We start from the raw sequence: 25,611 nt of genomic DNA, 5'->3' as shown, positions 1-25,611 counted from the left end.
CCCGTCTCCCTATAAAGTGACCGGTTTTTCTTCTCTCTCTGCGACCTCCGGACGGCCGTTTTGGTGCTCTGTGATCACATCTTCATACACTTGCAACGTCCCGCGCGCAATCGATCCCCAGCCGTATCGGGTGATCGTCTTTTCCCGCCCCCGTGCCGCCGCCTCCCGCGCCAGCTCCGGGTCACTGAGGATCTTCAACAGCGTCGACGCCAATTGTGCACTGTCGCCCGGCTCGACCAGCCACCCGTCGACTTCGTGCTCGACGATCTCGGCAAGTCCGCCCGTTTGCGACACCACCGTCGGCGTGCCGATCCCCATCGCCTCCAGCGCCACGATGCCAAACGGCTCATACAAACTGGGAAAGACGGCCGCGTCCGCCTGCTCGATCAGCTGATTGCGCCGCTCGTCGTCGACAAAGCCGAGAAAGTGCACCGCGTGCCCGATGCCAAGCTCTGCCGCCTGCCGTTGCAACGCCTCCAGCATCGGGCCTTTGCCTGCGATCTGAAACACCGTGTCCGGGAACACGCGCAACACAGCCGGAGCGCTGTCCAGCAACACTTGCACGCCTTTTTCCCGCACGAGCCGCCCCACATAAAAGACGGTCGCACCGGCGTCCTTCCCGCGCCTTTGCCTTGGCAGACCCAGCGCTTGTTGTGTGCCCCTCGTCACTTCCGCCAGATCGACGCCGTTTGGTAACACGCGCAATTTTCCCGGCGGCACCTGGTAGATAAACCGCATCTCCGCCCGCATATATTCCGAACACACGATCACCTCGCGAGACCGATGCGCCAACTCTTGCTCGATCCCTGCGATCTTGCGCTGCAGGTCGTTGTGCAGTCCGTGATGGCGGCCGTACTCCGTGGCATGTATCGTCGACACCAGCGGACAGCCGGACATCTCGGAGAGCATCAGCGCACTGTCGACCACCAGCCAGTCGTGCGCATGGATCACGTCAAACGGGCCGTATGCGCTCAGGACCCGGTTGGCCATCGCTGCCAATCGGATGTTCAGCAACGTCGCCCATAAGGCAAAATCGCCTCCGTCTTCATAGACAGGCGCAGTCACCCGATGCACGCACACGCCTTCGACGACCTCGCGCTCCAACGTCTCGTCCCCGTGGCAGGTGACCACGTGGACCTCCGCCCCTTCCTGCGCCAACGCCCGCGACAGATCGTAGACCGCACGTGCCAACCCGCCCACCGTGCGCGGCGGAAACTCCCACGCCAACATCAACACCCGGCGGCGAGCGGTGTTCTCCGCATCCCATCCGTCCAAAAACACATCGAGATTCAAATCCGGGAAGATCGGTGAGGCCGCTTCCAACGCACGCAGGACCGCCTCATCGATGGAGCCCGTTTCAATCGCCTCGGCGAGCAAAGCGGCCTGATGCAGATGCTCCTCAGTTCGCCGCACCGCGTACTCCACCGTCGTGCCCATCGTCATGATGAACGCCCAGTCGCTCGACTCGGCCAGCAGCACCTCCCGCGCCATCTGTCTCAACGCCTGCGCGGTCAGATCATCCATGCCGTCCCGCTGCTTGCGACGCACAAGGTCGATCAACCGCTCTTCGATCCGGTGCAAATGCGGATAGATCCAGTCGTTGGCCGGATTAACCCACACCTCCGCGTAGCCCCCCCGTCCCCACGACGTCATCGACATCTCGGCCGACTTCGCTTCCGGGTACAGATCGAGATAGCGGCCGGGTGTGGTCATCTCCACCCCGGCTGCAGCCGACTGGAGCGCGACTTGTTCCAGCCATTGCGGGCCTTCAAACCACCAATGACCGAACAATTCAGCATCGTACGGCGCCACGATCAGCGGCGGCTGACCATTATTTCCTAGGAAATGAGTGATTTCGTCAAGCTTTTGTCTGCGGGATGCGACAAAGTGCGCGGCGTGTTCCTGACATCTTTGCTCCGCGATTTCAGGTCGGTACAGCTCTTTCTGGTCGCCCGATCCGGTGATGCGGTGGTATTTGATGCCCGTGTTCACGCGAATCCCGTCCGGATGCACAAAATCTTTCACCGTTTCAAAGTCCAGATCAAAACCGATGTCCCGATAATACTCCCGGTAGTCCGGGTCGCCCGGATAGCCCACAAAGGAACTCCACACCTGCCTCGCCGCCTCCGGGTCGCGAGCCAGCGCGTACACCTGCGACGACCCCACTCGGAGCGGTGCGTAGACGGTGCTGTCGGCCACAGAGTCAAACGCATGCGAATCGACGAGGAAATACTGCAACCCCTGCTCCTCCAACACGCTCTCGATGCCCGGCACATAGCCGCATTCGGCCAGCCAGATCCCGCGCGGAGTCCGACCTGTCAATCGACGGTGCGTCTCCACCGCTACACGAATCTGCGCCTGCTGCGAGTTTCGATTGCCGAGAGCCGGCAAAAATCCGTGCGTCGCCGCGCAAGTCAAGATCTCCAAATGACCCCGGTCGGCCAACCCGACCAGTTGCGGCACGATGTTCCGTCCATACCGTTCAAATCGGTCCAGCAGCTCCACATAGCGGGCATAATACATCCGCGCCAGCCGCTGCACCTTGGGTTCGTGCACCGTCCGCACCAACTCGCGCCGTGCCAGCTCCACCGTCTTTTTCAGATGGCGGACGTAGCGGGCCGACATCTCGCTGTCGCACAGCAGCGTCAACAGCGTCGGCGACACCGTCAAGGCGAACGCAAACGGTGTCCCCTTGCGCTCCAAACGCTCCCAGATCGCCAACAAGGGCAGATACGTCTCCGAATACGCTTCAAACAACCATCGCTCTTCCAACGCCTGCCTGCTCTCCTCATGGCGCACATAAGGGAGATGGGCATGCAAAACCATCGCCATATACTTCACAGCCCCGCCTCCTTACGCCTGGGTATAGATCGTGTACGCGCTAAAGCTCGTCGCGGGTTCCCGTCGCAGTCGTGCTTCGCCCCCCTGTCCGCCCGGCAACTTGACGTCCCGCTCAAACAAAGGGAGAAAGCCGCCGGGCGCTCCGATCCCGTACTCCACCCGGCAACGGTCGCCCGCCGCGTCTGATTCCACATAGATCGAACCCGCACCTCCGGCGACCGACCACATCCTCGCCTCCCCGTCTGTCCCGCTCACACGGACATAGCGTGGCAGGCTCTCCCAGCCTTCTTGCAATCCCCTGCTCGCGATCCGCTGCACGGCCGTCCCTTCGTCCCAATACACCCACAGGCGGTTCGGGTCGAGAGCAACCGCATGCAGCCGGTCATCGCGATACCGTGCGAACCTTCTGTACCGATCTTGCACCAACTGGCTTTCACTCCTTTTTTGTACGCCCCAGTCGGACGACCATATCTCCCTGTTGGTTTATGAGTCGATTGTGAAAAACAGAACCTGAGTCCGCGGCTCGCTTCCTTTGTCATAATCGTTCGAACCTGCCCATATACCGTTCATGAGCGGGGTCAATCGCCCCGCATCTCATTCATCATTAGGAGGGAATACGGTATGACGAAGGTATTTGCTCGGACTGCAGGTTGGCTGGCGTTGCTCCTCGGTGTGCTCGGCTTCTTCGTTACGGACCTCCTCGGACTGATCCATTTTGATACCACCCACAATGTCGTCCACCTCGTGCTCGGGTTCCTCGGTCTCGCCGCTGCGCGCAACGAGGCGTGGGCCAAGCTGTACGCGCAGATCCTCGGCGCGGTCTATCTGTTGCTCGGCATCGTCGGCTTCTTCCTGCCGGAGCTGGTCGGCATCCATCTGGAAGTGGTCGAAAATCTGGTGCACATCCTGCTTGGCGCATGGGGTCTGTATGCCGCGTTCGGCGAGAAAGAAAAGGCAGCATAACACCCTTTGCCGCACCGCATACTACAAGCTGACGGGGACGCTCCCGCCAGCTTTTTTTCTGTCTTCATAAAAAGGTGAAGGAGGGCGAGACCGTGAAAAAATCAATTCGTGAACTGATGACCCGAGATGTCGTCACGCTCAAACCTGAGCACACGATTCAGGATGCAGCCAAGCTGATGCTCGACCTGAACGTGGGCGTCATCCCGGTCTGCGTACAGAACAACCATCTGCAAGGCATGATCACCGACCGCGACATCGTCGTGCGCGCTGTCTCCAAAGGCATGAACGGACAGACCAAAATCGGCGACTGCATGTCGGGCAAAGTCGTGACCATCGAGGAGCGCTCCAACTCGGAGGAAGCGTTGCAACTGATGGCCGAGCACCAGATCCGCCGCTTGCCGGTGGTCGACGACCAGAACCGCATGGTCGGGATCGTCTCGATCGGCGACCTCGCGGAAGAAGGCCCGCTCGAAGACGAAGCAGGCGTTGCTTTGCATGAGATCTCGTACCCGGCGCGCCCGCTCGGCGAAGCGCAGGTCTAATTTTTACCTTCATACGGCCCGTACCGTTGCGGCATACTAGCAGACGAACGGATATCCAACTCTGTTGAGGAGGCGATTCGATGAAAATCCGTGACCTGATGACCCCCGATGTGGAAAGCTGCACCACCAACGACACCCTGCAACAAGCTGCGCAAATCATGGAGGAGCTCGATGTCGGGATCGTGCCGATCGTATCGAACGACGGCTCGCAGCGCCTCGAAGGCGTCATGACCGACCGCGACATCGTCATCCGTGCCGTCGCCAAAGGCATGGACGTCAACTCCACCAAAGTCAGTGAGTGCTACACGGACCAAGTCGTGTCTGTCACTCCGGACACCGATGCGCACGAAGCGTCCAAGCTGATGGCGACTCACCAAGTCCGCCGTCTGCCGGTCGTCCAAGACGGCCGCTTGGTCGGCATCTGCGCCATCGGCGACTTGGCGGTGGAAGGCATCCATGAGGATGAAGCCGGATACGCCCTCTCGGAGATCTCCGAACCGGATCGCGCGGACCTGCACTAATCGGCCGCGACAGCCAAAAAGGACAAGATCTGCACTTGCAGGTCTTGTCCTTTTCTGTAATCATGTAAAGCATCTGACAGATTCCTAGATTGCAAGGAGGAGGTGTCGCGGCTTGATCGTGCGTCGCCGCCGTTTCACCCTGTTTCTGATCCTGACACTGCTGTGGATGGCCTTGATCTTTTGGAAATCGGGCGAACCGTATCAGCAGCAAGACTTGAAGCCGTGGCTGCACACGCTCGTCTCCGAGCAGACGTTGGCCCGCTTGATCCCACCCGTCGAGTTCACGTACGACGGCGGACTGGTCTCGTACCGCAACCCGTTCCACTTTGTCGAATTCTTCATTCGCAAAGGCGGCCATGTCACCGAGTTCTTCATCCTCGCCGCGTTGATGTGGGGGATGTGGACGGCCACTGCGTTGCGTCGTCCGACCGTATGGGGGATCACCTTCGTCCTCTCCGTGCTCTATGCGGCGTCCGACGAGTGGCACCAGACGTTTGTGCCTCACCGCACCGGACACAGCATCGATGTGTGGGTCGATGCGTGCGGCGTGTTGCTGGCTCTGCTGATCGTCCCGTACATAAAAAAACTCTCTCGATAGCCGAGAGAGTTTTTTTGCGTCACCGCTGTTCGGCTCTGTAGGTCGACACCGTCGCCACCCCGAGTCCCGCTTTGCGGCGGTCGTCGAGCCACGCGCCCTCGATCACGGCGCGCATCTCCTTCATCGGGACTTCGCCAAGCCCGCAGTCTTCACAGCGGTCGATCATATAGCGAACCGCCTCGTTCAATTTGGCCGGCCCGTCACCGCCGCGGTACACCGTCTCCGCATAGGCAAACGCTTCCTTGCCCAGTTGGGCCAGCAGTTGACGCTTCTGCGCGTTCGTTCGGGAATCAAAAAACCCTTCGACGTTCCCGCGCAATTTGCGTAAAAAGAAGAGACCGGCGAGGATGGCGATTTCCAACACGATGCCTAGACCCTGATCCAAGTACGCCATCACTTGTTCTGTCATCGCCCGTTAGACACCTCCGTTTCCACCACGGATGAAGTTGTAAAAGCGGGTCAACGCCACGGCCAGCTCCGCGCGCGTCACGTTCTGATCCGGCCGCCAGGAACCATCCGGATAGCCGGTCATCACGCCCCATTCGATCATGCTGCGTATCGCATCTTCTGCCCAGTCGGGCCACTCTTCCGGCCGATTCTGCGCGGGCGGCTGCTCCGTCGCAGGCGGCGGTGTGGTCGGGCGCGGCGTCGGGTCGGGTCGCACCGGGGCGACATACGGCAGATCGAACAAGTCGCAGATCGCCCGAGCCGCTCCTTCCGCCTGAGCCCGCTGAAACTCCGTGTTGGCGAGGTTGTTCGCCTCTTGCGCGTTGGTGATAAACCCGGCCTCCACCAGCACCGCGTCCATCTCCGTCTCGCGCAACACTTGGAAGTCTCCGAGGTACACGCCTCGGTTGCGCTGCCCCGTATTGGCTGCGATCCCGTCGGAGATCCGCTGCGCCCAAGTCTCCGTCCGCGTGCCTCGCGTCGCCGGATAGATCCAGACGGCGACGCCGCTTACGGTCGCGTTTGCTGCCGAATCGATGTGCCAGGACACAAAGAGGTCCGCGTTGTTTCGATTGGCGAGATCGGCGCGGTACGCCAGATCTTGACCGATCGTCCCGCTTGGCAAAGGCAGCGTGTCTGTCTCTCTCGTCATGAGCACGTTCACCCCGCAACGTCGCAACGCATCGCGCAACATTATCGCTGTGCTCAAGACCAGCGTCTTCTCCTGATACCCGTTTCCGCTCGTTCCCGGGTCTCTTCCCCCATGCCCCGGATCAATGACGACCAATGGCACTGCCTCTCACTCCTTTCTGCTCCTAGTCGCTGTCATGATATGTGCCCAGCGGCCGGATGGTGAAAAAAAGCGCCCACATCAAAGATCAGATGTGAGCGCTTCTCGCTGTCAGGTATGTGATTACTTGGCGACGTCGAACACGCGGACGCCGATGTGTTTGAGATCTTCTGTCAGTGCGTCGATGTTGGTGTCAGGCGACACTTTGAACGTGACGCGACGGTAGCCAAACGAGGTGTTGTCGTCGAGGACGAGCAGGCCGAAGATGTTGCTGTGGTCTTTGACGACCATGGCGAACTTCTCCAGATAGCCTTGCATCTCCGGCATCGACACCGTCAAACGAACGCCCGGTTTGTGCATGCCAAGACCGTCGCGGATCATCTCCGTCAACGCGCTTTTTGTCACGATCCCGTTGAAACGGTTGCTCTCGTCGAGCACCGCGAGGAACGGCACGCGGTCGATCCCTTTCAGGATGTCTTCGATATGGCCTTCTTCATGGATAGTCGCGCCGCGGTTGACCGCGATGCTCTCCGCCGTGGTTTCCGCCAGAAATTTCTCTCTGTCTGTCTGGCTTTCGAAAAATGCTTTGTGAACATCTGCGTAACCGACCATGCCGTAGAAGATCCCGTCGCTGACGACCGGGATGTGCTGGAACCCGGAACGATCCAGCGTCTCGAGCAGCGATTTCAAGTTCGCAGACGGCTCTATCGTGATCACTTTATGCACTTCCAATTTTAACTGTTGTACGATCACTATCGACAACCCCCTTACTATTTCCGCTTCTTCTATCTATTCGGCAATCCCTCAGACATTCCCTTTCTGGAAAGAAAAAAAGCGGGCCTCTCAAAAAGAGAGACCCGCTTGGACGTTTATCGCTCGTTGATCGGCTGGAACGCCTGATCGACCGGGCCGACATAGTCAGCGACCGGACGGATGATGCGGTTGTTGGCATACTGCTCCAGGATGTGCGCCGTCCAGCCGGAGACGCGGGACATCACGAACAGCGGGGTAAACAGCTCGACCGGGATGTTCATCGCGTTGTAGAGGGAGCCGGAGTAGAGGTCGACGTTGTACTTGAGATCTTTTCCTTTTTTCGCAAAGTGCTCCAGCACGACTGCTTCCGCGATCTCGGTCATCTCGTACCACTTGGTCACGCCGACTTTTGCGGTCAGTTCCTTCGCATATCGCTTGAGCACAAGGCCGCGCGGGTCGTAGGAACGGTAGACGCGGTGGCCGAAGCCCGGCACCTTGACGCCGTTGTTCAGCCGATCCCGCAGCAGATCGGCGGTGGTCGCGATGTCATCGATCTCCATCAGCATGCGGAGCACGTCTTCGTTGGCGCCGCCGTGCAGCGGGCCTTTCAGCGCGCCGATCGCCGAGGTGACGCCGGAGTAAACGTCAGACAGCGTACCGACGGTGCAACGCGCGGTGAACGTCGAAGCGTTAAACTCATGGTCCGCGTGGAGAATCAACGCCACGTCGAACGCTTCAACCGACAGAGCGTCCGCTTCCTCGCCGTGCAGCATATAAAGGAAGTTTGCCGCGTGACCGAGGTCATGTCGCGGCGCGACGTATGCTTTGCCTTGGGTGAAGCGCCCGATGGCAGCGGTGACAGAAGTCAGAAGTGCGACCAATTTCGCCGATTGTCGGAGATGGTTTTCGCGGGTCATCGACTTGTCCGCGTCGAGAGCGCCCACATAGGAAGTGACGGTGCGCAGGATCTCCATGCCGGTCGGTGCCGACTTGGACTCGCAAAGCGCTTTCACGAGCGTGAGGACGTCGGCCGGGATCTCGCGGTTTGCTTTCAGTTCGCGGTCCAGCGCGTCGAGTTCCGGCTGGGTCGGCAACTTGCCGTGCCACAGCAAATAAACGACTTCTTCATAAGAAGCTTTTCCTACAAGATCGTTAATATCGTACCCTTGATAGACGAGGCGGCCGAGCTTGCCGTCTACCAAGCAGATGTTGGATTCGCCTGCTACTACGTCTTGCAGACCTGCATTGGTTTTTGCTTTCGTGTCTGACATGTTGAAGCACCTCCTAGATTCATTCTAATTATACCTAAATTGGGCGGGTCGGTCGAATTTCTTGTCGAAAAAATTTTTTTCTTCTGGCATGCAGTCGAATTCTGGAAACTGTGGATAAGTTTGTCCCCATTGTTCCATGCGATCTTTACTGGAAATATACGCCTTTTCCACAATGCATCCACAACCTTTCCACAGTCTGTGCACAGGGTACTGTGGATAACCGGAACGCTTGTTCGGTTCTGTTTTCCATGATATAGTCATACCAACACCAACTCGCGCGCGGGATTTGGTAGAGTACGAGACTGACTGTGGGGTGAATCGGATGCACTTACTCACTGACGATTTTCTGCTCGAAGCCTATCGCAATGCAGTACGGCAGAAGTTAGACACGCAGTTCATCGAACTTCTGTTTCTTGAGATCCATTCACGAGGTCTTGCAGTCCCTGTCACGATCGCATCGTAACCTACCGTCCCAACAGCATATGGACTGCCAGAAGTGCGAAAAGGACCTGTTCAACCGGAGGACAGGTCCTTTTCATTTTTTACTTTTCATGTAAAAAATGTTGCATCTGACGGCTTCCTCCGATATGCTTTTTTCGAAGGAGTGGAGCGAAATGCAACGTTTTGTGCTTGAACCTGTGCTTTTTGCGATTTTCGGCGAACTCTTATATCCGACGGAGCCGGTCGAATACTATGTGCCACATTCGACAATCTTAGAACTGTATGATTTGCGGGACAGCGAGCAGATCGTCACCGACCCTTCTCAAAACGAACACGTGCGGCAGAGCTTGGAAGCTGTGATCTCCTTCTTTGAGCAACCGTTCGTCAAGAAGAAGATCGAACGGTCGCTTCGGGTGCCTTGGCAAAAGAGCTCCCCGATCCTTTTTTCCGATCGCGTGACGTTCACGGTGGTCTATGCGCTCGACAACGCCGAATACGGCGAATCGTTCGACCCGGTGGAGACGGAGTTGATCCTCACCGCCAAGCAATTGAACGCGCCCCTGATCACCGATCAGCTTGAATTTCAACAGCGCATCATTCAGCACCGCATCCCGGTGACGGTGGTCGATGTGGCCGATTTCGGCTTTCTCGTCGACGAACCCGAGGCCATGGGTGAAGAGTATGAAGACGAGGACCTGCTCCCCTCCAGCGAGCCGCTGGCGGCCTATGAGGCGCAGGAAGGAGCGGGCAGTGCCCCTGTGCTGACCCTCGCCGAAGCGAGCGGCACACAGGCTGCACAGCGGCCGGACAGAGCGACCGCAGGCAACCCGATGTTGCCGTGGATCTTCGGCGCTTTTGCGGTGATGCTCGTCGCTTCGCTGTGGGTGGTGTTGTTTTGACCGAAGAGAGACCTTTGCGGCATGTGTCGGCCGGCAAAGGTCTTTTTGGTGTAGAGAAATTGTTTTCGTCACATACTGGAGGTAGCTTGCTTGGATTTGACAGGTACGTTACAATACAGACATTCTTTTTACATACCAACGATTCTTAGAAACAGTCGGAGATGGGAGGAAGATCAGAATGACAAAAACTCGTGACCGCATCCTCTTCAGCCGCGAACAGATCCAAGCGCGGGTCGCAGAGCTCGGCAAACAGATCACCGAAGAATACGCAGGCAAGGAGATCGTCGTGGTCTCGCTGCTTCGCGGCTCTTTTGTCTTTGCAGCCGATCTGGTGCGCGAGATCGACTTGCAGGTAAACGTGGACTTCATGACCACGTCGAGCTATGGGCACGGCGAGGAATCGGCCGGACGCGTGGAGATCGTCCACGATATTCGCACCGAGATCGAAGGCAAGGACGTGCTGGTCGTCGATGACATCCTCGACACCGGGATCACGATGCGCGGGGTGCTCGACCACTTGCAGCAGAAACGTCCGGCGTCGCTCAAGACCTGCACGTTCCTCGACAAACCGTCGCGCCGTCAAGTCGACGTGCCGCTCGACTACACCGGCATCACGATCGAAGACCTGTTCGTCGCCGGTTATGGCTTGAACCTCGGCGACTATGCCCGCAACCTGCCGTACATCTTCGTCCGCGAAACGGTCGAAGAGTAGGCGAGGCGAGCCGGCAAAGCCCTCGCGATGCCGCGAGGGCTTTTTTTTGCGTGCCCCTTGTCATCGGCAAAAAGACCCCCGCCTTGGACAGCGGAGGTCTTTTTGTGGGTTATTCTTGGATCTTGTGCTTGCCGGTCGGCAGGTCGACCAGGGAGTCCTTGAGACCGCCGGAGTCGCCCGGTATGCGGTCGATCTCGTAGTCCTCTTGATCGCCGCGGGTGGTGACGTTGATCTCGTCTCCGGACAGCATATGGTTTTTCATGTCGTTGTGGGTCAAGGGATTGAGATTGTCGTCCCGCTTGTTGTTCCTGCTCATCGCCATCCCCTCCTTTACGGCGTAGTGTCCGCCCGGCAGAGGGGTGCTATGTATCCGATCAATAGTCGGGATAAATATCCTTGTACTTCTCGTAGTTGTAGAACACGCGCTGCACATAATGGCGCGTCTCCCCCACCGGGATGCGGTCGGCCGTCGCAAACTGCCCGTCCCATTTGCCATCGCGAATCCAGCCCTTCACCCGCCCCGGCCCGGCATTGTAGGCGGCGATCACAGCCGTCTCATTGCCGTCAAACTGCTGGTAGAGGTTGGCCAGATACCACGCCCCGAGCCGGATGTTCGTCTCCGGCACGGCCAGCTCTTGCACGCCGCCGTACGGCAGCCCGCTCTGCTGCCCGACCCATTCGGCCGTATCGGGCATCAACTGCATCAGGCCCACCGCTCCGACACGCGACACATTTTCCGCCTGAAATTTGCTCTCGACGCGGATCAGCGCTGCGATCAACAGCGGATCAAGCCCGTTGACCGTCGCCGCCTCGCGGATCAACGCTTCGTGATGAATCGGGTACAACAGCCGCCAAAACCAATTCGAACTCACCATGACGACGACGATCAGCAGGAGGCTGAGCAGAAAGCCGATCTTGCGCTTGGCCTGCGGAGTCAGCGCCCACGAAATGCGCGGCCAGATCACTCGGTCCGCTCCTGCGCCGCGAGTTCCCGCAACTGCTCGTACACCCGGCGCACCTGCTCCGCCGTCTCCTCCAGCGTGCCTCGGTTGTCGATCAGATAATCGGCATATGCCTTTTTCTCCTCAATCGGCATCTGGGCATCGATTCGTGCCTTGGCTTGCTCCTCCGAAAGCTCGTCCCGCGAAAGAAGACGCGACAGTTGCGTCTCCTGATCCACGTAGACGACCACCACACGGTCGACGTCCTTGTAGATCCCCGTTTCGATCAAAAGCGGGATGTCCCAGATGATGATCGCCTGGCTGTCGCGCTCCCGTGCCTGTGCCGTCTCCCGGTCGCGTTCTTCGCGGACGATGGGATGCACGATCTCATTCAGGCGCTGTCTGTTCGTGCTGTCTTGGAACACGAGATCGCCGAGCTTTGCCCGGTCGAGCGTGCCGTCTTCCTGCAACACGCCCTCTCCGAAGTGCTCGACGATGCCGCGCCAAGCCGGCTGGCCCGGCTCTTGCACGCGGCGAACGATCTTGTCGGCGTCGATAATCACCGCGCCGTGCTCGGCCAGCATCTTCGAGACTGTACTCTTCCCTGTTGCGATCGAACCGGTCAGCCCTACGATCATATCGTTCCTCCTCTAGAAAAATTTGCTGATCCCGATCAGGACCAACATCATCCCCGGCAGAAACGCCAATTTGCGAAACAGTTTCAAGTCCGCATACCGCGTTCCGACGCGCATTCCCGTATAGATAAACAACAGATTCATCAGCGCAATCGTCAAGGCCGTCTGAATGGAGTGAAATCCGACCAGCGACGCCCCGATCCCTGCGCCAAAACCGTCCATCGAAAGAGCAAATCCCAGCAGGATCGCCTCTTTTGACGAGATGTCGCCGGAGCGGTCGACGTCAGCAGAGGATGGCGTCTTTAATATCTGGATCACAAGACCGATCTTTTTCAACTCCAGATGCAACACGGTCTGCTCCGCATAGATGTCTGTGCCCGTGCCGGATGCAGCCTGTTCTTCGACCGGCTCTTTTTCTTTTTGCGTCACCACGTTGTAGATGGCAAAACTGCCCACCCCGATCAGGATGACAGCTCCGACGTCCTTGGCGAGCTGCGTCGACACGTAGCCGGACAGCAACATCCCGAGCTGCATCGCCAGCAGGATCGTCAAGGCCGAACAAAACGTCACGACGAGCAACGACCACCACGGAAAGCGGATCTTGCGCAGGCCGTACGTCAGCCCGACTCCGAAGCCGTCCAGCGAGACGGCAAATGCCAGCACGAAGAGAGACATGTAGTGTAACACGCTGTCTCCTCCTTCCCTGCAATCTGCCTACACGATATGCGCTGGGCAGGGAAAGAGTGTTTTCCAGACGATGAGTCAGGACTTCGGTCAGGCTTTTGGCTCCGGTTGGCAGACCGGACAGAAATGCGTCCCGCGACCGGCGACGCGCGTTTTGACGATCTCGACGCCGCATTGCGGACAGGGCGTGCGCTCCATGCCGTAGACGCGCAGTTGATGCTGCATGCCGCCCTCTTGGCCGTAGCCGTTGACGTACGACTTGATCGACGAGCCGCCCAGTTCCACCGAACGGCGCAGCACATCGACGATAGCCGCGTGCATGCGAGTCACTTGCTCGTCCGAGAGTTGCGGCGCTGCTGTCTCCGGGTGGACGCCCGATTGAAACAGCACCTCATCCACATAAATATTGCCAAGCCCCGCGACAAATGTCTGATCGAGGAGCAAAACTTTCATTTTGCCGCTCCGCCGTTTGCGCACCTGCCCGGCGAACACCTCGGAAGTGAACGACTCGTCGAGCGGCTCCGGCCCGAGCGACTGAAGACCCGGCAACGAGGAAAAGTCACCCCGCGGCACCAAGTCCATCGTCCCGAATTGACGCACGTCCTTGTAGCGCAGTTCGGTGCCGTCGGTGAAATGAAAGATCACGTGCGTGTGCTTCTCCACCGGGTCCTCCGCCCGATACAGCCCGTAGCGCCCTTCCATGCGCAGGTGCGAGACCAGCGTGTAGGGGCCGACGCCCAGCAACAGGTATTTCCCTCTGCGGCTGACTTCGTCGAGGATCAGCCCTTCGAGCATCAGCTTAAACTGTTCGACATCATCGGGCGTGCGGATGATCCGGCCGAGCGTGACGGTCACGCGGGAGATCGTCTTGCCGATCACCAGCGCGGCCAGCCCTCGTCGAACCGTTTCAACCTCCGGCAATTCCGGCATCAAGGGGTCATCCTCTCTGTCTGTTGTTCGTTATTTTGCTTCGTACCACGTATCGCCGACGTTGATGTCCGCCTTGAGCGGCACGCTGAGCACGACGACGCTCTCCATCTCACGGCGCACCAGTTCTTGCAGTCGCTCGATCTCATCGGGCGGGCACTCAAAGATCAGTTCGTCATGCACTTGCAGCAGCATCCGGGCACGCAGGTTTTCTCGGCTCAACGCCGCTGCGACGTTGACCATCGCCTTTTTGATGATATCGGCAGCCGTCCCTTGGATCGGCGTGTTCATCGCGGTGCGTTCCGCAAAGGAGCGGATGTTGAAATTGGACGCTTTGATGTCCGGCAGATAGCGACGGCGGCCCAGCAACGTCGTGACAAACTCATCGCGACGCGCCTGTTCGACGATTTCCTTCATCCAGTTCTGGACGCCGGAAAATTTGGCGAAATAATTCTCGATAAACTCGGCCGCCTGTTTGCGCGGAATGTTCAAGTTTTGCGACAGACCAAAGTCGCTGATGCCGTACACGATGCCAAAGTTGACCGCTTTGGCCGCACGGCGCATGTTGGAGTCGACCGCATCCGGCTCGACTTCAAAGACGTCGGCTGCCGTGCGAGTGTGGATGTCCATGTCGTTGACAAACGCGTCGATCATATTTTCATCCGCCGAGATGTGCGCCAAAATGCGCAACTCGATCTGCGAGTAGTCGGCGGCGAGGATCTTCCATTGCGGATCGGTCGGCACGAAGACGTGGCGCAATCGGCGGCCTTCCTCCGTGCGGATCGGGATGTTTTGCAGGTTCGGCTCGGTGCTGGACAGGCGTCCGGTCGCAGTCAGCGCTTGGTTAAACTGCGTGTGGACGCGGTAGCCGCCCTGCTCATACTCGCGGGCTGCGTGCAGCAGACCTTCGACATAGGTCGAGAGCAATTTGCCGAGGTGGCGGTAGTCGAGGATCTTCTGCACGACCGGCGCGTGCGGCGCCAGTTTCTCCAACACGTCGGCCGCCGTCGAGTATCCGGTCTTGGTCTTCTTCGAAGCCGGAAGACCGAGTTTTTCAAACAGCACCTCGCCGAGCTGTTTCGGTGAGTTCAAGTTGAACTCAAGCCCTGCCAGCTCGTAGATCTCCTTTTGCAGGTCGTCGATACGCAGGCGCAGGTCAGCGCCAATGCCGCGCAACTCCTCGGTGTCGATGCGCACGCCTGCGACCTCCATGTCGGCCAGTACGAAGGAGAGCGGCAGTTCAAGGTCTTGGTAGAGCGGCAGGAGATCCTGAGCGTCCAGCGCCCCCGCCAGCATCGCCTGCATCCGCGCGTTGGCCGCCGCGATGGACCCGGCATGGCGGGCGCGCTCCTCTGCGGAGATCTCGACCGCCTTTTTCGCCGTGCCTTTTGGCAGCGGCTGGACCGTCCAACCGACGTGGCGTTTGATCACATCGTAGAGATCCGGCGCGCCGTCAGACGGATTGAGCAGATAGGAGCCGAGCAGCGTGCAGAAGCAGTGATGGTCGATGGCGACCAACTGGCTTTGCAGCGCGACGTCTGCCGCTTTGACATCGTAAAACACTTTCAGGCGCTCTTTGTCTTGGAACAGGCCGACCAGTTCGTTCGGCAACACCGGGCGTTCGCCTTCCGCTGCGGCGAGCGGCAGATACCACGCCTGCTCCGGGGTCGCCCATGCGATGCCGACCAGATGCCCGACCTGGTAGTTGCCTTCGAGATCGAGCCAAAAGCCGACCGTCTCCGGGAGCTGTGTCATCACATCATTCAGATCATCGACCGACACGACGACCGTTTCCACGAGCGGAACCGCTTCCACAGCAGGCTCGTCCTCCGCTGCGTTTTCGCCGCCTGCTGGCAGTCGATCCATCAGCGATTTGAACTCCAACGCCTTAAAGACTTCGCGCACTTTGCCCGCATCATAGCCGTCGAACGCAAACGCGTTGAAATCGACATCTTCCAGCGGCACTTCGCGCAGGATCGTGGCCAATTCTTTGGACAGCCGAGCGGAGTCCGCATGTTCCCGCAATTTTTCTTGCAGTTTCTTGCCCGGTGCTTCATCGGCGTGCGCCAATACTTCTTCGACGCTCGGATACTGAGCGAGCAGTTTTAACGCCGTCTTTTCGCCGACGCCCGGGATGCCGGGGATGTTGTCGGATGTATCGCCCATCAGACCTTTCAGGTCGATGATCTGAAGCGGTGTCAGGCCGTAGCGCTCCTTGACCTGCTCGATGTCATACTTCTCCGTCTCACTGATCCCTTTGCGAGTCAGCATCGTCGTCACGCGGTCCGAGACGAGTTGGAGCAAGTCCTTGTCGCCGGTGACGACCAGCGACTCGTAGCCCGCTTCCTCCGCCTGCTTGGTCAGCGTGCCGATGATGTCGTCCGCCTCATACCCCTCTTTTTCAATGTAAGGAATGCCAAACGCATCGAGGATCTCGCGCACGATGGGAAACTGTTCGCGCAGTTCGCCCGGCGTCTTCTCCCGCGTCCCTTTGTATTCGGCATATTTGTCATGCCGGAAGTTCGCCTTGCCTTTGTCAAAGGCGACCATCAGGTGCGTCGGCGACTCGTCCTGCAACAGACGCAACAGCATCGTCGTAAAGCCAAACGCAGCGTTCGTATACTGCCCTTTGCTGTTCGACAGCGGCGGCAGTGCAAAAAAGGCCCGGTATGTAATGGAGTTCCCGTCGATGAGAACCAGTTTCTTTTGTTCGCTCAATCTATCCACCTCTTAGGGGTTTGTCCTGCGTTCAATTGTACTGCTGCGTTCTATTGTAGCATAGAAAAAGTGCCACCCGAAAGGTTTCGGATGGCACTTGTCATTTGAAACGGTATTAGGAGTAAAGCAGGCAAGCCACGTGATGGTTCGGCTCGACTTCTTTGAGCTCCGGTACGATCTGCGCGCATTCCGGCATTGCCTTCGGGCAACGGGTGCGGAAACGGCAACCGGATGGCGGGTTGATCGGGGACGGAACGTCGCCTTCGAGGATGATGCGCTCGCGGGTGCGTTCGATCTCCGGGTCCGGGATCGGGATCGCCGAGAGCAGCGCTTGGGTATACGGATGCAACGGCTTGCGATACAGTTCGTTGCCTTCTGCCACCTCAACCAGCGAGCCCAGGTACATGACGCCGATGCGGTCGGAGATGTGCTTGACCATCGCCAAGTCATGGGCGATGAACAGGTAGGTCAGGCCGCGCTCTTCTTGCAGTTCCTTCATCAGGTTGACGACCTGCGCTTGGATCGATACGTCCAGTGCGGAGATCGGTTCGTCCGCGATGATGAACTCCGGCTCGATAGCCAGAGCGCGCGCGATGCCGATACGCTGACGCTGACCGCCCGAGAATTCGTGCGGGAAGCGGGAAGCGTGCTCGGAGTTCAGACCGACAGTTTCCAGCAAGGAGTAGATGCGCTCTTGGCGTTGACGGCCTGCCATCAGCTTGTGGATGTCGATGCCTTCGCCGATGATGTCGCCGACGGTCATACGCGGGTTGAGCGATGCGTACGGGTCTTGGAAGATCATCTGCATTTTACGGTTGAACGAACGCAGGTCGCGGCCGCCCATTTTGTGGACGTCTTGACCGTTGAACAGGACTTGACCTTCGGTCGCGCCGTAGAGACGGATGATCGTACGACCGGTGGTGGACTTGCCGCAACCGGACTCGCCGACCAGACCGAACGTTTCGCCGCGCTTGATCGAGAAGGAGACGTTGTCGACTGCCTTCAGAACACTGCCACGGCCCATATCGAAGTATTTCTTGAGGTTTTTGACCTCGAGAATGTTATCGGTGTTAGCCATTGTGATGCCCCCCCACTTCTACTGGACGTTCAACTTTCGGAGCGTTCGGGTGGAGAAGCCAGCAAGCAGCGCTGTGACCTGCGGAGACGTTCTCGATTTCCGGATCGGATTCGAGGCAGATCTCCATCGCGTACGGGCAGCGAGCAGCGAACGCGCAGCCCTTCGGCGGTGCAAACAGATCCGGCGGGGTACCTTCGATCGGAACCAGCGGCTCTTTCTCGTCGTTGTCGAGACGCGGAACAGAGCGCAGCAGACCCCAGGTATACGGATGTTGCGGATTGTAGAAAATATCATCAACAGAACCTTGTTCGACGACTTTGCCTGCATACATAACGACAACGCGCTGTGCGATGTCGGCTACGACGCCGAGGTCATGGGTGATGATGATGATGGAAGCGCCGGTCTTCTCTTGCAGATCGCGCATCAGGTCGATGATCTGAGCTTGGATCGTCACGTCGAGAGCGGTGGTCGGCTCATCGGCGATGAGAAGTTTCGGGTTGCACGCCAGCGCGATGGCGATCATGACGCGTTGACGCATACCGCCGGAGAATTGGTGCGGATATTGGTCGATGCGTGCTTCCGGGTTCGGCATGCCGACCAGACGAAGCATTTCGATCGCGCGTTCACGCGCAGCTTGCTTGGACAGACCTTGGTGCTTGATCAGACCTTCGGTGATCTGCGCGCCGACCTTCATGGTCGGGTTGAGCGAGGTCATCGGGTCTTGGAAGATCATGCCCATCTCGGAACCGCGAACGGATTCCATTTCTTTATCGGTCAGTTTTACGATGTCGGTTTTACCGTCGAAGAGGATCGAGGAACCCGATTTGATCTCACCCGGCGGGGTTGCGATCAAACGCATGATCGCTTGAGAAGTTACGGATTTGCCGCAACCGGATTCACCAACGATCGCCAGCGCTTCACCTTTTTTCAGGTTGAAGGTAACGCCGCGCACCGCTTGAATTTCACCAGCGTAGGTGTGGAACGACACTTTTAGGTCTTTTACTTCGAGAATGTTGTTCATGGCGATACCTCCTTATTTACGAAGTCGCGGGTCGAGCGCGTCGCGCAGGCCGTCGCCAAGCAAGTTGAAGGACAGCATGATCAGCGAGAAGACCATCGACGGGAAGATCAGGCGCCACGGGAAGTTGCGCATGGAGCCGACGCCGTCGTTGAGCAAGGAACCGAGCGACGCGAGCGGAACCTTGATGCCAAGACCGATGAAGGACAGGAAGGCCTCGGCGAAGATAGCACCCGGAACGGTGAACGTCGCGTTGACGATGATGACGCCCAGTGCGTTCGGGATCAGGTGGCGCAGGATGATGCGCGCCGGGGATGCACCGAGGGTGCGGGCTGCCAGAACGTACTCTTGTTCTTTCAGCGAGAGGATCTGACCGCGAACCAGTCGCGCCATGCCCACCCAGCCTGTTGTTGCCAGTGCCAAGATAATCGTGAAGACGCCCGGTCCTATGACCATGATCAACAGAATGATCAAAATCAGGTACGGAATGCCGTAGATAATCTCAATGAAGCGTTGCATGATGTCATCGACGCGGCCGCCGAAGTAAGCGGAGATCCCGCCGTACAGAACCCCGATGGTAAAGTCGAGGACGGCTGCCGTGATCCCGATGAACAGGGAGATACGAGTCCCCCACCAGATGCGGACCCATTGGTCACGACCGAAGTCGTCGGTGCCGAACCAGTGTTGTGCGTTCGGAGCTTGGTTACGCGCAACAAGATCTTGCTCTTGATACGAATATGGTTGAACGAACGGACCGATGATCGCCAGAATCGTCAGAACGACGAGAACGATCAAACCGACCATTGCGAGTTTGTTCTTTTTCAGGCGGCGCCAAGCGTCTGCCCAATAGCTCATCGATGGGCGAACGACGCGTTCTGCGTTTTGATCTTTGGAGATCGGTTTGAACTTTTCTTGTGCTACAGTTTGCATCGTTACTTCCCACCTTTCGACAGACGGATGCGCGGGTCAACGATCCCGTACAGGATGTCCGTGATGATGATCGCCAGGATCAGAAGCGCCGAGTAGAAGATCGTCAGACCCATGATCATCGTGTAGTCGTTGGTCGAGATGGACTGGACAAAGTGTTTGCCCATGCCCGGAACTGCGAAGATCTGCTCGACGACGAGAGTACCGGTGATGATGTTGACGGTCAGCGGGCCAAGGATCGTGATGATCGGCATGATCGCGTTACGGATCGTATGTTTGAAGACGATCGTAATCTGGGACAGACCTTTGGATTTTGCAGTCTTGATGTAGTCCTGGTTGATGACGTCCAGCATGGACGTACGCATCATACGAGCCATGGTAGCCAGCGTCGTGAACGACAGGGTGATGGTCGGCAGTACCCAGTACTCCGGACCTTTCCACAGTGCCGGCGGCAGGATGCCGAGCTTAACACCTACATAGTAGGACAGCAGCGGACCGATAACGAAGGCCGGCACCGAGACACCGACAATCGCTGTGAACATTGCGAAGTAGTCCCACGATTTGTTGTGGTTCAACGCAGCGATGATACCGAGAGTGAGACCGACGATTACAGCAATCGTAATCGCAAACAGACCGAGTTGTGCAGAAGTCGGGAACGTGCCCGCGATGATCTCGTTAACCGATCTTGTCGGATAGTAGAACGAAACCCCAAGGTCCAGAGAGAAGACCTTCTTGACATATGCACCGTACTGGATCCAGATCGGCTGGTCCAGACCGTAAGTTTTCATCAGGATTGCGCGAGCTTCCGGCGTCAATTTTTCCGAGTTGGCAAACGGATCGCCCGGAAGGTTATGCATCAAGATGAAGGTCAGCGAGACGATGACCCAGAGGGTGATCAGTCCATAAGCGAAACGACGGAGGATAAAACGAAGCACAACCACACCTCCCAAAAGAGTAGTTTTTGTTTTTTACGAGTGATTGAAGATACAGCCATTAGTCTACTTTTTTTTCTCTGCTTTCGCCAGTGATTTTTAATGGGAATCGACTGCGGTGCCCACCACTGCAAGCGTCCCTGTTCTGCCACCGGCCCTCTGAAATCCATGCCCTTTTTGTTCCCTTGCGAAAATGATGGAAGCGGTTTCGTACAACGCTTCTGCATTTCCTTCGCCCCCGCAGCCCCCCTCATCATGGAGTAGTCACCTGAAGATGTTAAAAGTAGTTGTATGGTAAGGCTCCAGCCTAATACCCGAGATAAAATTACTGACTATTCACGAAAATTATAGTCCACGACGGGACACTCGTCCACAGATAAATTACGGTGAGAAACGAGCGAATATGCCCCTCTATTTCCACGGAATAGTCACAATACAAGCAGCCACAAGAAATACAATAACACAAACGTGTAGGTCTTGCGAGTAATTTATGACTATATTCGTCACAATACTAGAATATTTCCAGACTCAAACGACATCATTCTACAGTATTCTACACGATTTCGAAGTTTTTAGTCGAATTGTAACCCCCACAAAATCGGTCGTTTCATGTCATTAGACACAAAGAGACCCCGGACGTTACACTCCGGGGTCTCTTTTTTGAAAATTCGATTAGGAAACGACTGCAATCACGTTGCGAACCGATTCGGCAGACTTGTCGAGAGCTGCTTTCTCTTCTGCGGTGAGTTCCAGTTCGAATACTTTTTCGATGCCGTTCTTGCCCAGAAGGGTCGGAACGCCCATGAACAGGTCGTTGTAGCCATACTCTCCCTCGAGGAGTGCAATCGACGGGAGGATGCGCTTCTTATCCTTGAGAATCGCTTCGGTCATCTGCACCAGCGACGCAGCAGGTGCGTAGTACGCCGAGCCGTTGCCGAGCAGTTGAACGATCTCGCCGCCGCCTACGCGGGCACGTTGAACGATCTCAGCCAGGCGCTCTGCCGGGATGAGTTTCTCCAACGGGATACCGCCCGCATAGGAATAGCGAACGAGCGGAACCATGTCGTCGCCGTGGCCGCCCAGCACGAAGCCCTGGATATCCTCCACAGAGACGCCCAGTTCCATTGCGATGAAGGAACGGAAGCGAGCGGTGTCGAGCACGCCTGATTGACCGATCACACGGTTGCGCGGGAAGCCAGACGCTTTGTACGCGACGTAGGTCATCGCATCGACCGGGTTGGACAGGATGATCAGGATCGTGTTCGGGGAGTATTTGACGATCTGTTCTGTGACAGATTTGACGATACCCGCGTTGGTGTTGACAAGGTCGTCGCGGCTCATGCCCGGTTTGCGGGCGATGCCGGCCGTGATGATGACGATGTCGGAGTCGGCAGTGTCCTCATAGTTTGCGGTACCGATGATGTTCGCGTCCACGCCGAGAACCGGGGTTGCTTCGAACATGTCGAGCGCTTTGCCCTTGGTCGGGTTCTCCAATTGCGGGATGTCGAGCAGGACGATGTCGCCCAGCTCTTTTTGAGCGAGGAACAGAGCAGTGGTCGCGCCTGTGAAACCAGCACCTACAACGGTGATTTTGTTTCGCTTCAAGGTCATGGCGTTCTCCTCCAATTCGCTGATTCGTGATCTGTCAGACTTACAGGTTCTTGATCAGAGCGTCTGCAAATACGGACGTTTTCACTTCGTTTGCGCCTTCCATCATGCGTGCGAAGTCATAGGTGACCGTCTTTTGGTCGATGGTCTTTTCCAGAGACTTGACGATGGAGTCAGCCGCTTCTTGCCAGCCCAGGAATTCGAGCATCATGACAGCCGACAGGATGACCGAGCCCGGGTTGACTTTGTCGAGACCCGCGTACTTCGGAGCGGTGCCGTGCGTTGCTTCGAAGACCGCGTGACCGGTCACGTAGTTGATGTTTGCGCCCGGCGCAATGCCGATGCCGCCGACTTGTGCAGCCAGTGCGTCGGAGATATAGTCGCCGTTCAGGTTGAGGGTCGCGATGACGTCGTACTCAGCCGGACGGGTGAGGATCTGTTGCAGGAATGCGTCGGCGATGACGTCTTTGACGATCAGCTTGCCCGCTGCTTCCGCGGAGGATTGAGCTTTGTTCGCCGCGTCAGTGCCTTCTGCGTCTTTGATGCGGTCATATTGTGCCCAAGTGAACACTTTATCACCATATTCACGCTCGGCCAATTCATAACCCCAAGTTTTGAAGGCGCCTTCGGTGAACTTCATGATGTTGCCTTTGTGCACCAAGGTGAGCGACTTGCGGTTTTGTTTGATCGCGTATTCGATCGCGGAGCGAACGAGACGCTCGGTGCCTTCTTTGGAGACCGGCTTGATGCCGATGCCGGAGGTTTCCGGGAAGCGGATCTTTTTCGCGCCCAGCTCTTCACGCAGGAAGGAGATCAGCTTTTTCACTTCGTCGGTGCCTTCTGCGTACTCGATGCCCGCATAGATGTCTTCCGAGTTTTCGCGGAAGATGACCATGTCGACCAGCTCCGGGTGTTTGACCGGGGACGGAACGCCGTTGAAGTAGCGCACCGGGCGCACGCATGCGAACAGGTCGAGCTCTTGACGCAGGGCAACGTTCAGGGAACGGATGCCGCCGCCGACCGGAGTGGTCAGCGGGCCTTTGATGCCGACGAGATACTCGCGGAATGCGGTCAAGGTGTCAGCCGGGAGCCATTCGCCCGTCTGGTTAAACGCCTTTTCGCCTGCCAGCACTTCGAACCATTCGATTTTCTTCTCGCCGTTGTAAGCTTTCTCAACAGCTGCGTCGATGACGCGAACGGATGCGTTCCAGATGTCCGGACCGATGCCGTCACCTTCGATGAACGGAATGATCGGGTTGTTCGGGACGTTCAGTTGGCTGTTTTCACCGATGGTGATCTTTTCACCGGCGGTAGGTGCAGTGTACTTCTCAAACATGAATCATGACCTCCTCTGTGTATGTACAGATATATGAGTGGGTAAGGTGACCAAGAATGGTCTCCTTACCCGCTTTTCACTGATTCGATGGTAGAAGAAAACGCTTACCTTGACGCATTCCCCGCTACTTCATACGTCTTGTAAAAGTGCCAGATCTTGCATAAAGCATACCATAGGTTTGAGGGGGTCAACAAGGGATTTTTCATATCCCGAACCGTTGTTTCACGCTGTGAAACCCTCTGACGCTTTTTGCGGTTTGGAAGCGGTCATGAACAGCCAGATGCCGCTCATGATGATCGCGCCGCCGACCCACTGCGAAGAGGTGACCGCTTCGCCGAGCAAAAGCCACGCGAGGACCGTGGCTCCAATCGGCTCGCCGAGGATCGCCATTGAGATGGTGGCGGCGTTCATGTATTTGAGCAGCCAGTTGAACAGCGTGTGCCCAAACACGGTGGGAATGACGGCCAGCAGGATGAACAACATCCACTCCCGTCCCGGATAGCCCGCCAACGAATAGCCTTCCCAAATGCAATAGAAAAACATCACGACAATGGCAAATACATACACGAGCAACGAATAGACCATCGACGAGACAGCGTTGCGCAGATGTTGGCCGATCACGAGGTAGCACGAGACGACCAGCGTGCCGAGCAGAGACAGAAAATCGCCCCACAGCGCCGCCCCGCTGATCCGAAAGTCACCCCACCCGATGAAAAACGACCCGAGAATCGCGATGCCCGCCCCCGACACCGCCCGCCAGCCGGTACGCTCTTTCAGTGCGAAATAGGCGATGACCATGACAAAGATCGGCTGCAGGGTGATCAGGATCGTCGAAGAGGCGACCGTTGTGTATTTCAACGAGCCGATCCAGAAGATAAAGTGAAACGCTAAAAACGCCCCGGACAGGGCGATCAGCACCCATGTGCGGACGTTAAAGCTGCGCATCTCCCGCCGGGAGGATGCGGTGAACAGAACAGGCCCGAGCAGAGCGAGCGTAAACACGAGCCGATACAGCCCGAGGATCGCCGCCGGTGCGTCTGACCATTTGATCAGGATCGCCGAGAAGGAGACGGCGAGCACGCCGATCAGCAGAAAAACAAACGGCGGGACGGGCAATGAATTCTGGCGCATGACAAAGCCATCTCCTTTTTCCTAACGGCGGTAGTAGAGGAAGCGGCCGTTTTGCATCTGCTTCATCAACCAGACTTTCAAGATCGCTTTCACAGGGGTTCGCACAAAAGGCAAGAGCAAGACGAAGCCCGCCATGTCGGTGAGAAACCCCGGCGTCAGCAGGAGCGTGCCGCCCACGAGGATGCAAGCCCCGTCGAGCAGCGACTCGCCGGGGATCATCCCGGAGGCGAGCTCATGCCGCACCTGAGCCAGCGTGCGCATGCCCTGCTGTTTCACCAGGTAGGCACCGAGGAAACTGATGCCGACGATCAGGAAGAAGGTCGGCCAGCCGCCGATCACTTGTCCGACCTGGATCAGCGTGAACACTTCCAGCGCCGGAATGACGATGAAAAGGATCAGCAGGATCCTCTTCATGCCCGATCCCTCGCCTTCGAGGCGATCTCTTCATACAGCTCCGGATGCGTTTTGTGCAAGCGCACCACATGCCCGCTTTCATTGAGAAAAACGTGCTCGGTAAATCCGGTGACGAGCAACGTCCCGTCCTCCCGACGGACTTCGTAGCCAAAGCGCATCCTGACTCTGTTGTAGGATTCAATCCAGGTGGTCACGCGGATCAGGTCGTCATAGTGTGCCGATTGGTGATACTTGCAACCCACTTCGGTGACCGGCATGATCAGCCCTTCCCCTTCGAGCGCCCGATAGGTGTAGCCGGACTCCCGCAGCCACTCGGTGCGGCCGACTTCAAACCAGGCCAGATAGTTGGCGTGGTAGACGATGCCCATCTGATCGGTCTCCGAATAACGAACGCGAATGTCTGTTGTATAGGTGTCAGTCACAGGCAGATTCCTCCTCTATACCGCTTTCTCATGTATTATAACAGACCCGTATCAAAAAACCC

The 25,611-nt window shown here is 57.6% G+C and carries 28 protein-coding genes; 7 read left to right on the top strand and 21 right to left on the bottom strand.

Annotated elements, in window-relative coordinates; genetic code table 11:
- Positions 1-9 precede the first annotated feature (9 nt).
- The gene (locus OS242_RS12070) at positions 10-2,832 is read right to left on the bottom strand and encodes a 1,4-alpha-glucan branching protein domain-containing protein (RefSeq protein ID WP_267152009.1); all 2,823 of its coding nucleotides are present in this window, start codon (positions 2,830-2,832) and stop codon (positions 10-12) included.
- A 21-nt stretch (positions 2,833-2,853) separates the two neighbouring features.
- Positions 2,854-3,267, bottom strand: coding sequence for a hypothetical protein (locus OS242_RS12065; protein ID WP_267151949.1), 414 nt, complete (start codon positions 3,265-3,267; stop codon positions 2,854-2,856).
- Positions 3,268-3,462: 195 nt separating this feature from the next.
- Here OS242_RS12065 and OS242_RS12060 point away from each other — a divergent pair, with 195 nt between their 5' ends.
- The 4 genes from OS242_RS12060 (at position 3,463) to OS242_RS12045 (ending at position 5,465) form a co-directional block, all read left to right on the top strand.
- Complete coding sequence (locus tag OS242_RS12060; protein ID WP_267151948.1) at positions 3,463-3,804, top strand: DUF4383 domain-containing protein; 342 nt, start codon at positions 3,463-3,465, stop codon at positions 3,802-3,804.
- A 92-nt stretch (positions 3,805-3,896) separates the two neighbouring features.
- Positions 3,897-4,346, top strand: coding sequence for a CBS domain-containing protein (locus tag OS242_RS12055; protein WP_267151947.1), 450 nt, complete (start codon positions 3,897-3,899; stop codon positions 4,344-4,346).
- Between the two features lie 80 nt (positions 4,347-4,426).
- Positions 4,427-4,867 (top strand): CBS domain-containing protein, encoded by a 441-nt coding sequence (locus OS242_RS12050; RefSeq protein WP_267151946.1) that lies wholly within the window; start codon positions 4,427-4,429, stop codon positions 4,865-4,867.
- A 118-nt stretch (positions 4,868-4,985) separates the two neighbouring features.
- Positions 4,986-5,465, top strand: a complete 480-nt coding sequence (locus OS242_RS12045) for a VanZ family protein (protein WP_323372942.1) — start codon at positions 4,986-4,988, stop codon at positions 5,463-5,465.
- Between the two features lie 19 nt (positions 5,466-5,484).
- On the opposite strand, the gene OS242_RS12040 is transcribed toward OS242_RS12045, so the two are convergent.
- From OS242_RS12040 to OS242_RS12025, 4 genes are all read right to left on the bottom strand, one after another.
- The gene (locus tag OS242_RS12040; RefSeq protein WP_267151944.1) at positions 5,485-5,874 is read right to left on the bottom strand and encodes a phage holin, LLH family; all 390 of its coding nucleotides are present in this window, start codon (positions 5,872-5,874) and stop codon (positions 5,485-5,487) included.
- Between the two features lie 6 nt (positions 5,875-5,880).
- Positions 5,881-6,705 carry an N-acetylmuramoyl-L-alanine amidase gene (locus tag OS242_RS12035; protein ID WP_267151943.1) on the bottom strand — a complete coding sequence of 275 codons (825 nt, stop codon included), beginning with the start codon at positions 6,703-6,705 and terminating at the stop codon, positions 5,881-5,883.
- Positions 6,706-6,825: 120 nt separating this feature from the next.
- Complete coding sequence (locus OS242_RS12030) at positions 6,826-7,455, bottom strand: CBS domain-containing protein (protein WP_267151942.1); 630 nt, start codon at positions 7,453-7,455, stop codon at positions 6,826-6,828.
- 116 nt (positions 7,456-7,571) lie between these two features.
- Positions 7,572-8,726, bottom strand: coding sequence for a citrate/2-methylcitrate synthase (locus OS242_RS12025; RefSeq protein WP_267151941.1), 1,155 nt, complete (start codon positions 8,724-8,726; stop codon positions 7,572-7,574).
- A gap of 322 nt (positions 8,727-9,048) precedes the next feature.
- On the opposite strand from OS242_RS12025, the gene sda reads away from it, so the two are divergent.
- From sda to hpt, 3 genes are all read left to right on the top strand, one after another.
- Positions 9,049-9,189, top strand: coding sequence for a sporulation histidine kinase inhibitor Sda (gene sda / locus OS242_RS12020; RefSeq protein ID WP_267151940.1), 141 nt, complete (start codon positions 9,049-9,051; stop codon positions 9,187-9,189).
- 151 nt (positions 9,190-9,340) lie between these two features.
- Entirely contained in the window at positions 9,341-10,066 is a 726-nt protein-coding gene (locus OS242_RS12015; RefSeq protein WP_323372941.1) for an ADP-heptose synthase, read from the top strand.
- 178 nt (positions 10,067-10,244) lie between these two features.
- Positions 10,245-10,778: a hypoxanthine phosphoribosyltransferase gene (gene hpt, locus OS242_RS12010; RefSeq protein WP_267151939.1), complete on the top strand. Its 534-nt coding sequence runs from the start codon at positions 10,245-10,247 to the stop codon at positions 10,776-10,778.
- A gap of 109 nt (positions 10,779-10,887) precedes the next feature.
- Here hpt and OS242_RS12005 read toward each other — a convergent pair whose 3' ends face one another.
- The 15 genes from OS242_RS12005 to OS242_RS11935 form a co-directional block, all read right to left on the bottom strand.
- The gene (locus OS242_RS12005; protein ID WP_267151938.1) at positions 10,888-11,094 is read right to left on the bottom strand and encodes a hypothetical protein; all 207 of its coding nucleotides are present in this window, start codon (positions 11,092-11,094) and stop codon (positions 10,888-10,890) included.
- Positions 11,095-11,152: 58 nt separating this feature from the next.
- The gene (locus OS242_RS12000; protein WP_267151937.1) at positions 11,153-11,743 is read right to left on the bottom strand and encodes a lytic transglycosylase domain-containing protein; all 591 of its coding nucleotides are present in this window, start codon (positions 11,741-11,743) and stop codon (positions 11,153-11,155) included.
- Complete coding sequence (gene coaE, locus OS242_RS11995) at positions 11,740-12,357, bottom strand: dephospho-CoA kinase (RefSeq protein ID WP_267151936.1); 618 nt, start codon at positions 12,355-12,357, stop codon at positions 11,740-11,742. The genes OS242_RS12000 and coaE overlap by 4 nt, the downstream gene beginning before the upstream one ends.
- 12 nt (positions 12,358-12,369) lie before the next feature.
- Entirely contained in the window at positions 12,370-13,041 is a 672-nt protein-coding gene (gene ytaF / locus OS242_RS11990) for a sporulation membrane protein YtaF (RefSeq protein WP_267151935.1), read from the bottom strand.
- A gap of 87 nt (positions 13,042-13,128) precedes the next feature.
- On the bottom strand, positions 13,129-13,968 hold the full coding sequence (mutM, locus tag OS242_RS11985; protein WP_267151934.1) for a DNA-formamidopyrimidine glycosylase: 840 nt from the start codon (positions 13,966-13,968) through the stop codon (positions 13,129-13,131).
- Positions 13,969-13,998: 30 nt separating this feature from the next.
- Positions 13,999-16,683 carry a DNA polymerase I gene (polA, locus tag OS242_RS11980; RefSeq protein WP_267151933.1) on the bottom strand — a complete coding sequence of 895 codons (2,685 nt, stop codon included), beginning with the start codon at positions 16,681-16,683 and terminating at the stop codon, positions 13,999-14,001.
- A 115-nt stretch (positions 16,684-16,798) separates the two neighbouring features.
- On the bottom strand, positions 16,799-17,761 hold the full coding sequence (locus tag OS242_RS11975) for an ABC transporter ATP-binding protein (RefSeq protein WP_267151932.1): 963 nt from the start codon (positions 17,759-17,761) through the stop codon (positions 16,799-16,801).
- Positions 17,754-18,782, bottom strand: coding sequence for an ABC transporter ATP-binding protein (locus OS242_RS11970; protein WP_267151931.1), 1,029 nt, complete (start codon positions 18,780-18,782; stop codon positions 17,754-17,756). The genes OS242_RS11975 and OS242_RS11970 overlap by 8 nt, the downstream gene beginning before the upstream one ends.
- A gap of 12 nt (positions 18,783-18,794) precedes the next feature.
- Positions 18,795-19,709, bottom strand: coding sequence for an ABC transporter permease (locus OS242_RS11965; protein ID WP_267151930.1), 915 nt, complete (start codon positions 19,707-19,709; stop codon positions 18,795-18,797).
- 2 nt (positions 19,710-19,711) lie between these two features.
- A complete protein-coding gene (locus OS242_RS11960; protein WP_267151929.1) occupies positions 19,712-20,641 on the bottom strand; it encodes an ABC transporter permease in 930 nt (309 codons plus the stop codon).
- A 669-nt stretch (positions 20,642-21,310) separates the two neighbouring features.
- Positions 21,311-22,249, bottom strand: coding sequence for a malate dehydrogenase (mdh, locus tag OS242_RS11955; RefSeq protein ID WP_267151928.1), 939 nt, complete (start codon positions 22,247-22,249; stop codon positions 21,311-21,313).
- A gap of 40 nt (positions 22,250-22,289) precedes the next feature.
- Complete coding sequence (icd, locus tag OS242_RS11950) at positions 22,290-23,582, bottom strand: NADP-dependent isocitrate dehydrogenase (protein ID WP_267151927.1); 1,293 nt, start codon at positions 23,580-23,582, stop codon at positions 22,290-22,292.
- Positions 23,583-23,804: 222 nt separating this feature from the next.
- Positions 23,805-24,713, bottom strand: coding sequence for a DMT family transporter (locus OS242_RS11945; protein ID WP_267151926.1), 909 nt, complete (start codon positions 24,711-24,713; stop codon positions 23,805-23,807).
- A gap of 21 nt (positions 24,714-24,734) precedes the next feature.
- Positions 24,735-25,127 (bottom strand): FxsA family protein, encoded by a 393-nt coding sequence (locus OS242_RS11940; protein WP_267151925.1) that lies wholly within the window; start codon positions 25,125-25,127, stop codon positions 24,735-24,737.
- The gene (locus OS242_RS11935; protein WP_267151924.1) at positions 25,124-25,549 is read right to left on the bottom strand and encodes an acyl-CoA thioesterase; all 426 of its coding nucleotides are present in this window, start codon (positions 25,547-25,549) and stop codon (positions 25,124-25,126) included. The genes OS242_RS11940 and OS242_RS11935 overlap by 4 nt, the downstream gene beginning before the upstream one ends.
- Positions 25,550-25,611 lie beyond the last annotated feature (62 nt).

The organism is Tumebacillus lacus (assembly GCF_026410385.1).
Taxonomy (GTDB): Bacteria; Bacillota; Bacilli; order Tumebacillales; family Tumebacillaceae; genus Tumebacillus; species Tumebacillus lacus.
Note: the sequence above shows the minus strand (reverse complement) of the source record. Positions and strands in the feature narration are given on the sequence as shown.